Below are 13,902 nucleotides of genomic sequence, written 5' to 3'. Positions count from 1 at the left end.
AAGGTCTGAACGAAAAACGTTCAGACCTTTTTTATGGTATTATAAACTCATATATATAAGTTAAAGGGGGCAGTAAAATGAACACAGAAAAAGAAAAGATGATACTAGGAGAAATGTACATACCAGCTGATCCAGTTTTAGTACAAGAGAGAGAGCAAGCACGTATATTAACGAGAAAATTAAATGATACTCCAGAAGTGAAATTAAAAGAGCGTAGTGAAATTGTAAAAGGACTATTTGGAACGACAGGAGATAATATTCATCTTGAATCTTCTTTTAGATGTGATTACGGCTATAACATTCATGTTGGTGAAAACTTTTACGCAAACTTTGACTGTACGATTTTAGATGTATGCCCAGTAACAATTGGAGTGAACTGTATGTTAGCTCCAGGAGTTCACATTTATACAGCAACACACCCGCTTGATCCGGTAGAGCGCATAAGTGGATCAGAGTACGGAAAACCAGTTACAATTGGCGATAACGTATGGATTGGCGGAAGAGCTATCATTAATCCGGGGGTAACAATTGGAGACAATGCGGTTATCGCATCTGGCGCCGTTGTAACGAAAGATGTGCCTGATAATGTAGTAGTTGGCGGGAATCCTGCAAAAATAATTAAAAAAATTAAATAATATTTGAACGCATTGCCTTCCTCGTCTGTATACATTTATGAAAGAATAGATGAGGGAGGCTTTTTATATGTCTAATAAATTGATGCTTACTTTTGCTGTAGTTGGAATTATAGTTGTATTTTCTGGTGGATTATTTTTGCCAATACCAATTGGATTTAAAGTTTCAATGATTACAGTTGGAATCATAATGATTGTTATGTTTTCAATCATTATTCCGTTTGATAGAAAACATATAGTACGAAAAAAAGGATATAAAATTGATTTTACAAAAACAAAAGTGTATTTTCGCTGGAATGTATTTGATACGATTTCGGCTTGTCTTGCAGTGTATGCATGCATATGTGTGCAAGCATTAAATATTTTAGTGTTAAGTGGTCATACAATACAAAACTCATATGTTCAATTTTTTACGCTTCAATCACAAGCGTGGATTATTGTCGCAAGTGTATATTTAATTTCCCGCATTTCGTTAACGTTAAAAGGAATAAAGGAGATCAAAAATCATGGCGCAGATTGGGATTGAGGAGGAGCTCATGCTTGCGTACCAAAGTGGAGATAAGCAGGCTGGGGAAAAACTATACGTTTTAATTAAACCAGCACTATATACATTTTTGTATCGTTTTAACCGAGATGAACAATTAAGTATCGACCTTGTGCAAGATACGTTTTTGACGTTAGAACGCAAGAAACATATGTATGAAATCAAAAAAGGAAAAATTAAAACGTATTTATTTCAAATCGGTTATCGTCTTATGATTAATAAATTAAATAGAAGAAAAAAGTGGCGTACGCTCTTGCCGTTTTTAGTACCAGTGCAAGAGGTAGAGTTTTCGCAAGAAGACCGTCTTACAGTAAGAGAAGCGATTTTGAAAGTTCCTGAAGAACAGCGAGCTGTCCTCATTCTTTCTTATTATCATGATATGCAGCAAAAAGAGATTGCAGAGGTATTAAACATTCCTATTGGAACAGTGAAGTCGAGGCTCCATAACGGGATAAAGAAATTGAAACAATTGCTGGAGGTGGATGAAATTGAGCGAAAATCCCTTTAAGAATGAATATAAATTAAAGCAGCATTTAGACAGTGACCATTTAGAAATACCGGATTTTCCAAAAACGGTAAGTCGCTTTGATCGATTACTCGGATTTCTTGCTTCTCCGGCGAAAGATCCTGTGGAAGCTACGATTGGAAATGATTTATCGGTTGTGTTTCATGTATCGTTATTAGTTGGGGTTCCAGTTATTTCTTTGCTGCCAATACTATTATTCGTTTGAGTGAAAAACATACCGTATTTGAAAACGGTATGTTTTTTTTGTAGACCTAAAATTATTCTATTTGTTATTGTGTTTTATGTTAATATATTAATGTTCGATTTGGAATAGAGGTGGAAAAAGTGAGACATTGTTCTAATTGTGGAGGAAAAATTCAAGATTATAATAATTATTGTAACGGTTGTGGTCATTATTTAGAGAAAGTAAGAAAAGATGATTTCGTGACTGAAGTAGACAGTAAAGAACAATTACCTGTAAAGAGTAAGATGGCTATGTTATGGGAGAAAAAATTAGTAAAAAGAGGTTTACTTGCTTTCTTAATTATCATGAGTAGTATCGTCCTTATTTATATGAATTCATCTCCGTTTAATACGATGAAAGGTTATTGGTATACGGAAAAATTTCATAACTATATTCAAATTCGAGAAATAAATGATGAGTATATTGAAATGGTTTTCTATGATAAAAGGAGAAAAGAAAAAGTTATTCAAGGAAATGTCGTAAATCATAAACGAGATACGGTGAATTTCTATGTGACTGATCGTGGGAAAAATGTAATGGCAACATTAGAATTAAAAGATGGAATGCTGTATTATTTTAGTCCAGAAGATACTTCTTCAGGAAGAATGGAATTTACAAAAGGGACGGAAGAGGAATTTAATAATTTCTATAACGTAAAAGGCATTTATAATTCGAATTAAATCTCCTATTTTCTTCAATTTGACACATACTAGTAAATAATGATATAAAGAAAAGTATATGAATAATTGAGCGTGGAAAGGGAGAAGTAGTGATCATTTCCCTGTTTTAGAGAGCTGATGGTCGGTGGAAATCAGCACATAGATGATCGCGAATTACGCCCCTAGAGCATCTTTTTTCGATTGAATTATATTCAAAAGGGAAAAGACGGTGCTAAGCCGTTATGTAAATAAGGTGGTAGGCCTTTTTGGTCTGCAACTAGGGTGGTAACGCGATGATCAAAATCGTCCCTTATTTGAAGGGGCGATTTTTTTATGTTTTCAACATTCACGCTAGAATGAACTTAAAGGAGAGTATGTAGGATATGGGTATTTTACAAGATCTTGAATTTCGCGGTCTAATTAATCAGCAAACAGATGCTGAAGGCCTTGAGCAATTATTAGAAAAAGAAAGCGTTAAATTATACTGTGGTTTCGACCCGACAGCGGATAGCTTACACATCGGTCATATGTTACCAGTATTAATGTTACGTCGTTTCCAATTAGCTGGTCACCAACCAATCGCACTTGTTGGCGGTGGTACTGGTATGATCGGTGACCCAAGTGGTAAAAAAGCAGAGCGTACATTAAATACGAAAGATACAGTTGCTTACTACACAGAAAGCATTAAAAACCAACTTTCAAACTTCTTAGAGTTTGAAAATGTGGACAACCCAGCAACGATGGCTAACAACTATGACTGGCTTGGTAACTTAGATGTAATTACATTCTTACGCGATATCGGTAAAAACTTCGGTTTAAACTATATGTTAGCAAAAGATACAGTAGCATCTCGTTTAGAAACTGGTATTTCATTCACTGAGTTTAGTTACATGATTTTACAATCATACGACTTCTTAAACTTATACCAACAACATAATTGCCGTCTTCAAATTGGTGGTAGTGACCAATGGGGTAACATTACAGCTGGTCTTGAATTAATCCGTAAATCAGAAGAAGATGCGAAAGCATTCGGTTTAACAATTCCACTAGTTACAAAATCTGACGGTACGAAGTTTGGTAAAACAGAAGGCGGCGCAATTTGGTTAGACCCAGAGAAAACAACTCCTTACGAGTTCTACCAATTCTGGATTAACACAGATGACCGCGATGTAGTTAAATACTTAAAATACTTCACATTCTTATCTCATGAAGAAATTCTTGAGCTTGAGAAGCAAGTAGCTGAAGCGCCAGAAAAACGTGCAGCACAAAAAGCATTAGGATCTGAAATGACAAAACTTGTTCACGGTGAAGAAGCATTAGAGCAAGCAATTAAAATTTCAGCTGCATTATTCAGCGGCTCTGTAGCAGAACTTACTGCAAGCGAAATCGAACAAGGATTCAAAGATGTACCATCTGTAGAACGTACTGCAGAAGATACAGTATTAATCGACTTACTTGTAGAAAGCAAAATCTCTCCATCTAAACGTCAAGCACGTGAAGATGTAACAAACGGTGCAATCTACGTAAACGGTGAACGTACACAAGCATTAGACTACGTTGTAACAGAAAACGACCGCATCGAAGGTAAATTCACAATCATTCGCCGCGGTAAGAAGAAATATTTCTTAATCCGTTACTAATCAGAAAAGAATTTAAAACAAATAGTACCCCGAATTGTAGGCTGAAAAATCTATGATTCGGGGTTTTTTATGTATGAATTTAGATTGCCTCAGTATTTCTTTTAAATAGAATATGAAAAATTAATACTAGCATATAAAGTAAGCTAATTAGCATAACGACAAATGCTGTGGGATAAAATTTTGCCGCATATATAAAGAAATCGATTTGATAAATATCTTCATAACTTGAAACGGGCCCTTTAAAATAATTCGTAAACTTCGCGCTATATTTCCATTCATCAGGGCTGTCTATTAAATTACTTCCCTGATACCAACTAATAAATGCTGAAGTAATAAACAGCATAAACGAACTGCCGAATTGAACCATTTGATTTATTGTCAAAATGAAATTACCCCCCATTTTCTGGTTATTATAACGTAATAATTTGCTTTAATAAACTACTCAGGAGATAGAGTGCAGTTGGCAGTCCTTTAAATTTTTTTGTTTTAATCTCCTTTTCGAGTTCATACGGAAATCACATGTAAGCGGTATGATAATCGTATAACAACTAGAAAGGAGTGGTAAAACGAAATGTCACTAGAAGCGCTTATTATTTTTTCTTTGCTAAATGCGGGTCAGCTTGCAGAGAACACGAAGGTTGATATACATAAAGAGCAGAAAGATGCTTATGTATATGTTCAAAAAGAGGAAAATAAATAATTTTATTTTATATATAAACGAAAAAAGCCAATCCATAGGATTGGCTTTTTGTCATTAACGAGAGTAGAACTCTACGATTAATGCTTCGTTGATTTCAGCTGCTAACTCAGAACGCTCAGCGTGACGAGTGTAAGTAGCTTCTAATTTATCAGCATCGAAAGTTAAGTATTCTGGTACGAAGTTGTTAACTTCGATCGCTTCTTTAACAACAACAAGGCTGTTAGATTTTTCGCGAACGCTGATAGTTTGACCAGGTTTAACGCGGTAAGATGGGATATCTACGCGAGCGCCATCTACCATGATGTGACCGTGGTTTACTAATTGGCGAGCTGCGCGACGAGTGCGAGCTAAGCCCATGCGGTAAACTAGGTTGTCAAGACGAGCTTCAAGAAGGATCATGAAGTTTTCGCCGTGCTTACCAGGCATTTTACCTGCTTGGTCAAATGTGCGACGGAATTGACGCTCAGTCATGCCGTACATGTGACGAAGTTTTTGTTTCTCTTGTAATTGTAAACCGTATTCTGAAAGTTTCTTACGTTGGTTAGGACCGTGAGGACCTGGTGCGTAAGGGCGTTTTTCTAATTCTTTTCCTGTGCCGCTTAGAGAGATTCCAAGACGACGAGACAGTTTCCAAGCTGGACCTGTATAACGAGCCATAGTTGACTCCTCCTTTAAAAATGTTTTTATTTTCGTAAAATAAAAACAGACGTAATCGATATTTACGGGTATTTTGTTTTCATGTACCTTCGCTCCAGCAGCAGGGAGTTACGAGATACACCTCCGCAGAGGAACAAAATACAAACGATAAACTCACATTACAAGGCTGCCTTTTTATTTTACACAAACGCTATTATATCTTTTACCTACAATTTCGTCAAGCGAGTATCTTTTTGTTTTATGCATATAAATTTTGGAAATTAACAAGAAGGAATTTGAAACAATATAAAAGAAGAGATAGAAACATAAGTAAAACGCTTACATAAAATGTAGTAAAAACGTTCATCAGTTTTTTACTGGTGGATAAGTGGCAATAAAAACATAAGGGGGATGTTTTTATGAAAAAGAAACATATGGAGACAGCATTAATTCATCACGGTTATGAATCAAATGAACATAAAGGGAGTTTAACACCACCTTTATTTCAAACTTCTACATTTACGTTTGAGACAGCACAGCAAGGAGAAGCGAGTTTTGCTGGAGAAGATCCATCTTATATTTATTCAAGGCTTGGAAATCCAACTGTGAATTTATTTGAAGAACGTATGGCTGTTTTAGAAGGTGGAGAGGAAGCGCTGGCGTTCGGTTCAGGTATGGCAGCAATTTCAGCAACGTTAATTGGCTTTCTAAAGGCTGGAGATCATATTATTTGTTCAAATGGATTATATGGATGTACTTACGGTTTTTTAGAAGTGTTAGAAGAAAAATTTATGATTACTCATTCGTTTTGTGATATGGAAATAGAGGAGGATTTGGAAGGGAAGGTTCGTCCAAATACAAAGCTCATTTTTGTTGAAACACCGATTAATCCAACGATGAAATTAATCGATTTAGAGAAGGTGATACAAGTAGCAAAGCGAAATGGCTTACTTGTTATTGTCGATAATACATTTTGTTCACCTTATTTACAAAGGCCTCTTGAGCTCGGATGTGACGCTGTCGTTCATAGTGCGACAAAATATATTGGGGGTCACGGGGATGTTGTAGCGGGTGTAACAATTTGTAAAACGAAAGCGTTAGCGGAAAAAATCCGTCCGATGCGAAAAGATATTGGCGGTATTATGGCGCCGTTTGATGCGTGGTTATTATTACGCGGGTTAAAGACGTTAGCGGTAAGAATGGATCGTCATTGTGATAATGCTGAAAAAATTGTATCGTTTTTGAAAAATCATGAAGCGGTTGAAGGTGTTTGGTATCCGGAGGGAGAGTTAGCATCTCGGCAAATGAAACGAGGCGGGGGCGTTATTTCTTTTTCTGTAAAAGGTGGAAAAGAGGAAGCACAGTCGTTTATTAATGACCTCCATTTTATTACGATTGCGGTAAGTTTAGGTGATACAGAAACGTTAATTCAGCATCCGGCGACGATGACGCACGCGGCTATTCCAGCTGAGCTCCGGAAGGAAATGGGTATTTTTGATAATTTAATACGCCTATCTGTCGGTTTAGAATCATGGGAAGATATCATTTCCGATTTAGAGCAGGCGCTTAAAAAGATATCCACTGTTAGCAATCAATAAAGTGAAACTTTAATCAGTGGGGGTTTTGTCCATCCCCCACTGATTATCAGCCCTCACCAATCGGGCTTTTACGGGCAGTTATCTCCCACCTAACTTCCTCGCATTCGCCGAATTTTGAGGTGGGAGTCTTACTGCCCGCAAATAGCGGGATAAAAAGGAGTGAGCTATCGGTTTCGTACATTACGTACGTAATTGATAACTCACTCTTTTCTTTTTTACATATGTTTTAGGAGTGTTTCCACAAACTTTTCTAAATAGTGCTGATCCACTTCATCGAAACGATTTTTTTCAGGACTATCAATATCAAGTACACCAATGACAGTTCCTTCTTTCATAATCGGTACAACGATTTCCGAATTAGAGGCACTATCGCAAGCGATATGTCCTGGGAATTGGTGAACATCTGCTACAAGTTGCGTTGTTTTTGTTTCAGCTGCCGCGCCGCAAACACCGCGTCCGAAAGGAATACGTACGCAAGCGGGCATTCCTTGGAATGGTCCAAGAACAAGCTGATTTCCTTCTGTTACATAAAAGCCAACCCAATTAACGCGATCTAAAAATTGATTTAATAGTGCGGACGCATTTGATAAGTTTGCGACTACGTTCGGTTCGCCAGTTAATAATGCATCCAGTTGTTTAATTACTGTCTCATATTGCTGCTCACGAGATCCTGCATAACTTTCTTTTGTAAACATGGAAACAACTCCCTTTTTATCGAGATATGTAAAATGCTAGCAAAATACGATGTATTTCACATGACTTTGTCGATAGAAAATTAAAGGAATTTGTCTTAAAAGTCAAGAAATTTAAACTATAGCTGTTCAGTGAGAGGAAGTGAGCGCATGAAGCAGACGAAACAAAAGGTAATTGATGCGGCAATATCGTTGTTTAATACGAAAGGTTATGATGGAACGTCGGTGCGAGACATTGCAAAGCGAGCGGATGTGAATGTAGCGAATATTTCATATTATTTTGCTGGAAAGCAAGGATTATTAGAACAGCTTATTACTGATTTTTTAGAAGGATATATTCACGTGATTGAAACATCATTTGAACAGAGAGAATATTTATCGGCTAAAGATGCGATGGTGCAAATGGTGCGCGGGATTTTACGATATCAATTTGATAATAGGGAACTGACACGTTTTTTTTATAGAGAGCTTTCGCTTGATACGACATTAATTCGTGAAGTGATGACCGTTTATTTTTCTAGAGAAAGATATTATATAGAGCAAATTATTAAACAAGGACAAATGAAGAAAGAATTTAAAAAGGTATCTTTTACAATGTTTATGACGCAATTAAAAGGCATGATGAATATGCCGTTTTTATATCCGCAATATATATCAGAAGTACTACATTCTTTTCCGTCAGAGACATTTTTCTTAGAAATGTACACGAAAGAAATTGAGCAATGGATAGAACGAACATTGTATACAACGAATATGTACTATGAATTGCCAAGAGCTGTTCATATGTGAAAAACCCCCACCTAACGAACTGAGGTGGGGATTTTTATGTCTTGTTTTCTTTGCCATAAATTGTTGCATAATAGCGCAATAATTGTTAATACCGCTCCGACAATTTCTATGTTGTCAATTGTATAACCTCGAAATATAGAACCGATAAGTGCAAGCACAGGAACTAAATTCATAAATAATATGCCGTTAATAGATGAAATATATCGATTTCCTGTGTTCCAGCAAAATACAGCGATAACGCCCGCAATAATTGACATATAAAAGAGTTCAAAACGAACGCTCATAATTGTATGTAGTGATGGTACAGCGACTATATTTGCGTTTGTTAATGCGGTAACGATTACAACGAGTGAAATAGAGCCGAATAAACAAGTTAATGTTGTGTATCTAAGCGGTGACCAAGAATTGAAATTAGCACCGCCGTTCGTGTAAATTACCCAGCAAGTAACGCCACATAACATAAATACATTTGTTGATAAGTGACTTGCGGTTCCGAATAATAAGTGAATGTTTCCTTTTGAAATGACAAGCATAACACCGAATAATGCAACGAACATACAAAGAAAGGTGTAGTGTTGTGGGCGTTTATTTTTAGTTATCCATTGCAATAATAGAGCAATTAGTGGCATAAGAGACTGAATCATAGCTGCATGGATTGCTCCGGAAGGTCCGGCAAGTTGTTGTCCGTAGAAAACGAGAAATCCATACCCTGCGAAACCGACTGTTCCATAAAAGAATAACGAAAGTGTTCGTTTTTCTAAGCGGAGCGAATTCTTCCCCTCGATGATTAAGAGCAGAATAAGGAAAATAATAGCTGCTGATCCATAGCGGATAGTTGTGAAGAAGAATGGATCTATAAATTGCAGGGCATTTGCCATTACAGGAAACATAAATCCCCAAGCCGTTACAGCGAGTAAGCATAGAAGGGATCCGAGTAGTATTTGTTTTTTGTCCAAGAGTATCATTCTCCTTTACATTTCGTTATAGTAAGTTGATAAAATAAGTATAATGATTGATTCTTTCTAAGAGGAAATATAGATTTTTTATGGCGGTTATAACTTTTTGTTAGAGGTGTGTATGATGGATTTGGAGGCAGTACGATCGTTTATTGAAGTAAAGAAAACGCGAAGTTTATCGAAAGCGAGTAAACTTTTACATATTTCACAACCAGCGCTTAGTAAACAAATTCAAAGATTAGAAGCTGACTTAGAGGTTACTTTATTAAAACGTTCCGCTCAAGGGGTAGAATTAACAAAAGCTGGAGAGTTATTTATAAAAAGAATGTCACCGATTTTGGAACAAATAAATGAAGTGAAAACGGAAATGAAGGAATTTCAAGAGAAGCGGAAAATCTCAATAGGTATATTACCGAGTTTAGCGGCTCATTACATATCAAAGTGTAAAGACATATTAGGCGATGTATATGAAGTAGAGTGGCAAATCGAGCATACGAAAGTATTAATGGAATTATTTAAAGAGCGGAAGATTGAAGCGATGTTCATTGATTCAGTAGTAGAAGGCGCTACGTCTATAAAAGAAATTCGGGAAGAAAAAATTGTTTGTGCTGTTTCAAATGATCATCCGTATAAAGAGAAAACGGTAATTCGAATGGAAGATTTACAGGATGAAAAGTTAATTGTATACCCAGAAATATGTGATGTAAGGAAAATGATTATGAATATGTTTCAAGGTATGGGCGCGAAACCGATAATTGCAGTTGAAACCTCTTATGCAGAACCTATGCTTGCGATGGTAGGAGCTGGACTTGGTATAACGTTGCTTCCAGAAATAGCTGTACAGCAAGCAGTAATGCAAGGTAATGTGCATGCAATTTCTGTAGAACCATCACTATTGCGAAAAATTTATTTCGTATCTCATATGGAAGAGTGCTTGTTATCGCGTTCATTTGAGGATAGAGGATGAAGTAAACGGAATGTTGAGAAAGATTACAATTTCATTTAAAGAAACATGAAATTTTTAAAAAAACTAGGTCAAAAACACGCCATTACATGGTATGATTAGTGCATTGTTAGTTGTTAAATATAGGGGAATTCCCTTTTTATACATAATGCCTTCCATTTCATAAACGGAACGGACAAAAAAAGAGATATAACTAGGAGGCTTTTTTGCATGGATTCTATCCTGACGATCGTTATCATTGTAGTAAGCTCTATTCTAGTGCTGCTCATGATAGAGCTTGTGATAAGAAATCGTTCATATAAAGATATTGGAGCACTGGAGCAGTGGAAACAAGAAATAAAAGATAAACCTGTGGCAGATGAACTAAAACGGGTGAAAGATTTAAATATGACAGGTCAAACAGAAGAACTGTTTGGTAAATGGCGTGAAGAGTGGGATGAAATTGTATCAACAACTCTTCCGAAAGCTGAAAAAGATTTAGGGCAAGCGCGAAAATTCGCCTCGCAATTCTCCTTCCGAAAAGCAAAGCATGCGATGAACGAATCCATAAGTGGTTTAGATGACGCTGATAATCGTATTACTGATATTTTAAATGAATTACAGCAACTGTTAGAAAGCCATGAGAAAAATAGTTCGGAAATTGAAGGGTTACGTGATACATATCGTAGTATGAAGAAAAGTGTTCTTGCTCATCGACATATGTATGGAGCAGCTGAGCAAAGAATTGAAGAGATGCTAGATGCTGAATCTAATAAATTTAAAAGTTTTGAAGAAGCAACAGATAATGGTGATTATTTAAAAGCGAGAGAAATTGTTATTAGTTTAGAAGAAGGTTTAGCAAGTTTAGAAATTATTATTCATCAAATTCCAGATTTATTGGTAGAGTGTCAAGCGACATTACCAGTTCAGCTGGAAGATTTATTGCACGGCCATGACGATATGATAAAACAAGGCTATGTATTAGAGTATTTAGAAATCCCTAAAGAAGTCCGTGATATGACGAAACAACTACAAACATGTTTAATGGATATACAGGAGCTTCATATAACGGAAGCAGCTGAAAAAGTAGAAAACTTAAAAACTCGTTTAGATGGTTTTTATGACCAACTTGAACAAGAAGTGCATGCGAAACATTATGTGGAGCAAAAAACACTTTCTGTTTATGAAGATTTAGAAGAAATTCGCATAGAAACAATTGAAACGAAAACAGAAACACAACTTGTGAAACAAAGTTATCAATTACAAGATAAAGATATTGAGTCGCAAAAAGTAATTGAAAAACAAATGCATATTTTATTGAAACGTTTTGAAGTATTGCAATTACGAGTTGCTGAGCAAGATATTGCATTCTCTATTATTCGTGAGGAACTAGAAGAGATTTATGAGCAATGTGAAACTTTAAAAGTACTTCATGAAGAATATAAAGAAATGCTACAAACGATGCGTAAAGAAGAATTTGAAGCACGTGAAAAGTTACAAGAAATGCGAAATACCATTTTTGAAACGAAACGCTTTATGCAAAAGTCGAATTTGCCAGGCCTTCCAGAGAGCATTATGGAAGATTTACAAAGAGGGCAAATGGCAATGCAAGCTGTATATGAGCAATTAGAAGTAAAACCGTTAAATATGAATGCTGTAAATAGCAGTTTAGAAGAAGCATATACAACTGTGAATGGTGTATATGAAATGACGGAAGAGTTAATTGGACAAGCATATTTAGTTGAAAAATTAATTCAATACGGTAATCGTTACCGCAGTCATGATGTGGAACTTGCGCAAAGTTTAGATTATGCGGAGAAGTTGTTCCGTGAATATCAATACGATGCAGCTTTAGAGCAAGCAGCTTCTGTATTAGAGCAGCTTGAACCTGGCGTTGTTCAAAAAATAGCTGAATATGTAGACAATGAACAAACCCTTTAATAAAGGGTTTGTTTTTTTGTGTAATTTTGAAGACGATGTTGCTATAATGAATAGCGGAATATAGTAAGGGTGTTCGTTTCAAAATAAAGTGAAATCATAAGTGATGGGGATTCATCCACCACTGATTGTTAATCTTCACGAATCAGGCTGCCTGCAAATAGCGGGGAAAACTGTACACTTTTATATAAAAACGGAACCTTTGAGTAGTCTTAGCGTAATTACACGTATTTGTGATATGATTATATGATGTGATAGCGCTGAAAGGGGAAGAACGATGATCTATTTTGATAATAGTGCGACGACGAAGCCATATCCAGAAGCTCTTCAATCGTACGTAACGGTTGCAGGGAAATATTTTGGTAATCCTTCTTCTATTCATTCGCTTGGAGGAGAGGCAGAGCGTCTATTAACTCAATCGAGAACGATTGCAGCACAGCTCCTTCACGTTAAACCTTCTGAAATTATTTTCACATCAGGTGGAACGGAAGGGAATAACCTTGCGATTAAAGGGATAGCGATGAGGAATCGTTCGCGCGGCAAACATATCATTACAACAAATATTGAACACGCGTCTGTGTTTGAGGCATATAAACAATTAGAGGATCTCGGTTTTGATGTAACATATTTACCGGTTAATGAGCATGGTGTTGTATCGGTAGAAGATGTAAAACGAGCGCTTCGTGAAGATACGATTCTTGTGTCAATTATTCACGTGAACAACGAGACGGGAGCGATTCAGCCCGTTGCTGAAATTGGAACGTTATTATCGAATTATCCGAAAATAAGATTCCACGTGGACCATGTACAAGGGATAGGAAAAGTACCACTTGATTTATACGCTTCTCATATTGATCTTTGTTCAATATCTGGGCATAAATTTCACAGTGTAAAGGGAACAGGACTTCTTTATGTACGTGATGGTGTAAGATTAGATCCAATCTTATCAGGTGGTCAACAAGAGCTCAAGTATCGCTCAGGTACAGAAAACTTACCTGGTATTGTAGCGATGGTGAAAGCACTTCGTATGACGATGGAACAAGTGAAAGAAAAGGTAGTTCATTTGCAAAATTTACAAACAGAGCTGGTCCGTTTCTTTAAAGAGATGGAAGATGTAACGATTAATACGTCACTTGAATATGCGGCACCGCACATTTTAAATGTATCATTTGTCGGTTTAAAACCAGAAGTAGTCGTTCATGCTTTAGAAGAGCATGGTGTATATGTATCGACGAAGTCTGCTTGTTCTTCAAAAGCAAATGAAGTGAGCCGAGTGTTAGTGTCAATGGGAGTACCGCACGCCGCAGCTGCAAGTGCGATTCGCATTAGTCTAGCACCGGAAAACACGATGGAAGAAGTAAAACAATTTGAAGGTATTGTTAAAGAGACAATGCCAAAATTATATGAAGTGATGAGGTAAAGAAAT

Annotated in this window: 16 protein-coding genes and 1 other annotated feature; of the genes, 12 read left to right on the top strand and 4 right to left on the bottom strand. The window is 36.4% G+C overall.

Annotated features, from left to right (window positions below; all coding sequences use genetic code 11):
• Nucleotides 1–77 precede the first annotated feature (77 nt).
• The 6 genes from ACTFQM_RS18135 (at nucleotide 78) to tyrS (ending at nucleotide 4,224) form a co-directional block, all read left to right on the top strand.
• Nucleotides 78–635, top strand: a complete 558-nt coding sequence (locus tag ACTFQM_RS18135) for a maltose acetyltransferase domain-containing protein (RefSeq protein ID WP_440035480.1) — start codon at nucleotides 78–80, stop codon at nucleotides 633–635.
• A gap of 67 nt (nucleotides 636–702) precedes the next feature.
• Nucleotides 703–1,158 (top strand): hypothetical protein, encoded by a 456-nt coding sequence (locus tag ACTFQM_RS18130; protein ID WP_440035478.1) that lies wholly within the window; start codon nucleotides 703–705, stop codon nucleotides 1,156–1,158.
• A complete protein-coding gene (locus ACTFQM_RS18125; RefSeq protein WP_440035477.1) occupies nucleotides 1,139–1,684 on the top strand; it encodes an RNA polymerase sigma factor in 546 nt (181 codons plus the stop codon). The genes ACTFQM_RS18130 and ACTFQM_RS18125 overlap by 20 nt, the downstream gene beginning before the upstream one ends.
• Nucleotides 1,665–1,907, top strand: a complete 243-nt coding sequence (locus ACTFQM_RS18120) for a hypothetical protein (RefSeq protein WP_440035475.1) — start codon at nucleotides 1,665–1,667, stop codon at nucleotides 1,905–1,907. The genes ACTFQM_RS18125 and ACTFQM_RS18120 overlap by 20 nt, the downstream gene beginning before the upstream one ends.
• Nucleotides 1,908–2,026: 119 nt before the next feature.
• On the top strand, nucleotides 2,027–2,605 hold the full coding sequence (locus ACTFQM_RS18115; RefSeq protein ID WP_440035474.1) for a hypothetical protein: 579 nt from the start codon (nucleotides 2,027–2,029) through the stop codon (nucleotides 2,603–2,605).
• A 64-nt stretch (nucleotides 2,606–2,669) separates the two neighbouring features.
• Nucleotides 2,670–2,898 (top strand) — a binding site (T-box leader).
• A 69-nt stretch (nucleotides 2,899–2,967) separates the two neighbouring features.
• Complete coding sequence (gene tyrS, locus ACTFQM_RS18110; protein ID WP_097905702.1) at nucleotides 2,968–4,224, top strand: tyrosine--tRNA ligase; 1,257 nt, start codon at nucleotides 2,968–2,970, stop codon at nucleotides 4,222–4,224.
• 79 nt (nucleotides 4,225–4,303) lie between these two features.
• Here tyrS and ACTFQM_RS18105 read toward each other — a convergent pair whose 3' ends face one another.
• Nucleotides 4,304–4,606 (bottom strand): YjdJ family protein, encoded by a 303-nt coding sequence (locus ACTFQM_RS18105; RefSeq protein ID WP_440035473.1) that lies wholly within the window; start codon nucleotides 4,604–4,606, stop codon nucleotides 4,304–4,306.
• A 189-nt stretch (nucleotides 4,607–4,795) separates the two neighbouring features.
• Between ACTFQM_RS18105 and ACTFQM_RS18100 the strand changes: the two genes are divergently transcribed.
• Nucleotides 4,796–4,924: a hypothetical protein gene (locus tag ACTFQM_RS18100; RefSeq protein ID WP_002112286.1), complete on the top strand. Its 129-nt coding sequence runs from the start codon at nucleotides 4,796–4,798 to the stop codon at nucleotides 4,922–4,924.
• Between the two features lie 54 nt (nucleotides 4,925–4,978).
• Here the strand turns inward: ACTFQM_RS18100 and rpsD are convergent, their stop codons facing one another.
• The gene (gene rpsD, locus ACTFQM_RS18095; protein WP_000135316.1) at nucleotides 4,979–5,581 is read right to left on the bottom strand and encodes a 30S ribosomal protein S4; all 603 of its coding nucleotides are present in this window, start codon (nucleotides 5,579–5,581) and stop codon (nucleotides 4,979–4,981) included.
• A 398-nt stretch (nucleotides 5,582–5,979) separates the two neighbouring features.
• Between rpsD and megL the strand changes: the two genes are divergently transcribed.
• Nucleotides 5,980–7,158: a methionine gamma-lyase gene (gene megL, locus ACTFQM_RS18090; protein WP_440035471.1), complete on the top strand. Its 1,179-nt coding sequence runs from the start codon at nucleotides 5,980–5,982 to the stop codon at nucleotides 7,156–7,158.
• Nucleotides 7,159–7,373: 215 nt separating this feature from the next.
• On the opposite strand, the gene ACTFQM_RS18085 is transcribed toward megL, so the two are convergent.
• Nucleotides 7,374–7,853 (bottom strand): GAF domain-containing protein, encoded by a 480-nt coding sequence (locus ACTFQM_RS18085; protein ID WP_002173777.1) that lies wholly within the window; start codon nucleotides 7,851–7,853, stop codon nucleotides 7,374–7,376.
• Between the two features lie 147 nt (nucleotides 7,854–8,000).
• On the opposite strand from ACTFQM_RS18085, the gene refZ reads away from it, so the two are divergent.
• Complete coding sequence (refZ, locus tag ACTFQM_RS18080; protein WP_440035470.1) at nucleotides 8,001–8,639, top strand: forespore capture DNA-binding protein RefZ; 639 nt, start codon at nucleotides 8,001–8,003, stop codon at nucleotides 8,637–8,639.
• Between the two features lie 11 nt (nucleotides 8,640–8,650).
• On the opposite strand, the gene ACTFQM_RS18075 is transcribed toward refZ, so the two are convergent.
• Nucleotides 8,651–9,595 (bottom strand): DMT family transporter, encoded by a 945-nt coding sequence (locus tag ACTFQM_RS18075; RefSeq protein ID WP_440035469.1) that lies wholly within the window; start codon nucleotides 9,593–9,595, stop codon nucleotides 8,651–8,653.
• 121 nt (nucleotides 9,596–9,716) lie between these two features.
• Between ACTFQM_RS18075 and ACTFQM_RS18070 the strand changes: the two genes are divergently transcribed.
• The 3 genes from ACTFQM_RS18070 to ACTFQM_RS18060 all read left to right on the top strand — a co-directional run bounded on the left by ACTFQM_RS18070 (nucleotide 9,717) and on the right by ACTFQM_RS18060 (nucleotide 13,896).
• The gene (locus tag ACTFQM_RS18070; RefSeq protein WP_440035467.1) at nucleotides 9,717–10,562 is read left to right on the top strand and encodes a LysR family transcriptional regulator; all 846 of its coding nucleotides are present in this window, start codon (nucleotides 9,717–9,719) and stop codon (nucleotides 10,560–10,562) included.
• A gap of 207 nt (nucleotides 10,563–10,769) precedes the next feature.
• Nucleotides 10,770–12,479, top strand: a complete 1,710-nt coding sequence (ezrA, locus tag ACTFQM_RS18065) for a septation ring formation regulator EzrA (protein WP_440035465.1) — start codon at nucleotides 10,770–10,772, stop codon at nucleotides 12,477–12,479.
• 274 nt (nucleotides 12,480–12,753) lie between these two features.
• Nucleotides 12,754–13,896 carry a cysteine desulfurase family protein gene (locus ACTFQM_RS18060; RefSeq protein WP_048372153.1) on the top strand — a complete coding sequence of 381 codons (1,143 nt, stop codon included), beginning with the start codon at nucleotides 12,754–12,756 and terminating at the stop codon, nucleotides 13,894–13,896.
• Nucleotides 13,897–13,902 lie beyond the last annotated feature (6 nt).

This window comes from Bacillus cereus group sp. MYBK30-2 (assembly GCF_051915945.1).
Lineage (GTDB): Bacteria > Bacillota > Bacilli > Bacillales > Bacillaceae_G > Bacillus_A > Bacillus_A paramycoides.
Note: the sequence above shows the minus strand (reverse complement) of the source record. Positions and strands in the feature narration are given on the sequence as shown.

Coding starts and splice junctions, on each gene's coding strand:
- ACTFQM_RS18085 (WP_002173777.1), bottom strand. CDS start 7,853: ATGTTTACAAAAGAAAGTTATGCAGGATCTCGTGAGCAGCAATATGAG.
- ACTFQM_RS18125 (WP_440035477.1), top strand. CDS start 1,139: ATGGCGCAGATTGGGATTGAGGAGGAGCTCATGCTTGCGTACCAAAGT.
- ACTFQM_RS18060 (WP_048372153.1), top strand. CDS start 12,754: ATGATCTATTTTGATAATAGTGCGACGACGAAGCCATATCCAGAAGCT.
- ACTFQM_RS18100 (WP_002112286.1), top strand. CDS start 4,796: ATGTCACTAGAAGCGCTTATTATTTTTTCTTTGCTAAATGCGGGTCAG.
- refZ (WP_440035470.1), top strand. CDS start 8,001: ATGAAGCAGACGAAACAAAAGGTAATTGATGCGGCAATATCGTTGTTT.
- tyrS (WP_097905702.1), top strand. CDS start 2,968: ATGGGTATTTTACAAGATCTTGAATTTCGCGGTCTAATTAATCAGCAA.
- ACTFQM_RS18130 (WP_440035478.1), top strand. CDS start 703: ATGTCTAATAAATTGATGCTTACTTTTGCTGTAGTTGGAATTATAGTT.
- rpsD (WP_000135316.1), bottom strand. CDS start 5,581: ATGGCTCGTTATACAGGTCCAGCTTGGAAACTGTCTCGTCGTCTTGGA.
- ACTFQM_RS18070 (WP_440035467.1), top strand. CDS start 9,717: ATGATGGATTTGGAGGCAGTACGATCGTTTATTGAAGTAAAGAAAACG.
- megL (WP_440035471.1), top strand. CDS start 5,980: ATGAAAAAGAAACATATGGAGACAGCATTAATTCATCACGGTTATGAA.
- ACTFQM_RS18135 (WP_440035480.1), top strand. CDS start 78: ATGAACACAGAAAAAGAAAAGATGATACTAGGAGAAATGTACATACCA.
- ezrA (WP_440035465.1), top strand. CDS start 10,770: ATGGATTCTATCCTGACGATCGTTATCATTGTAGTAAGCTCTATTCTA.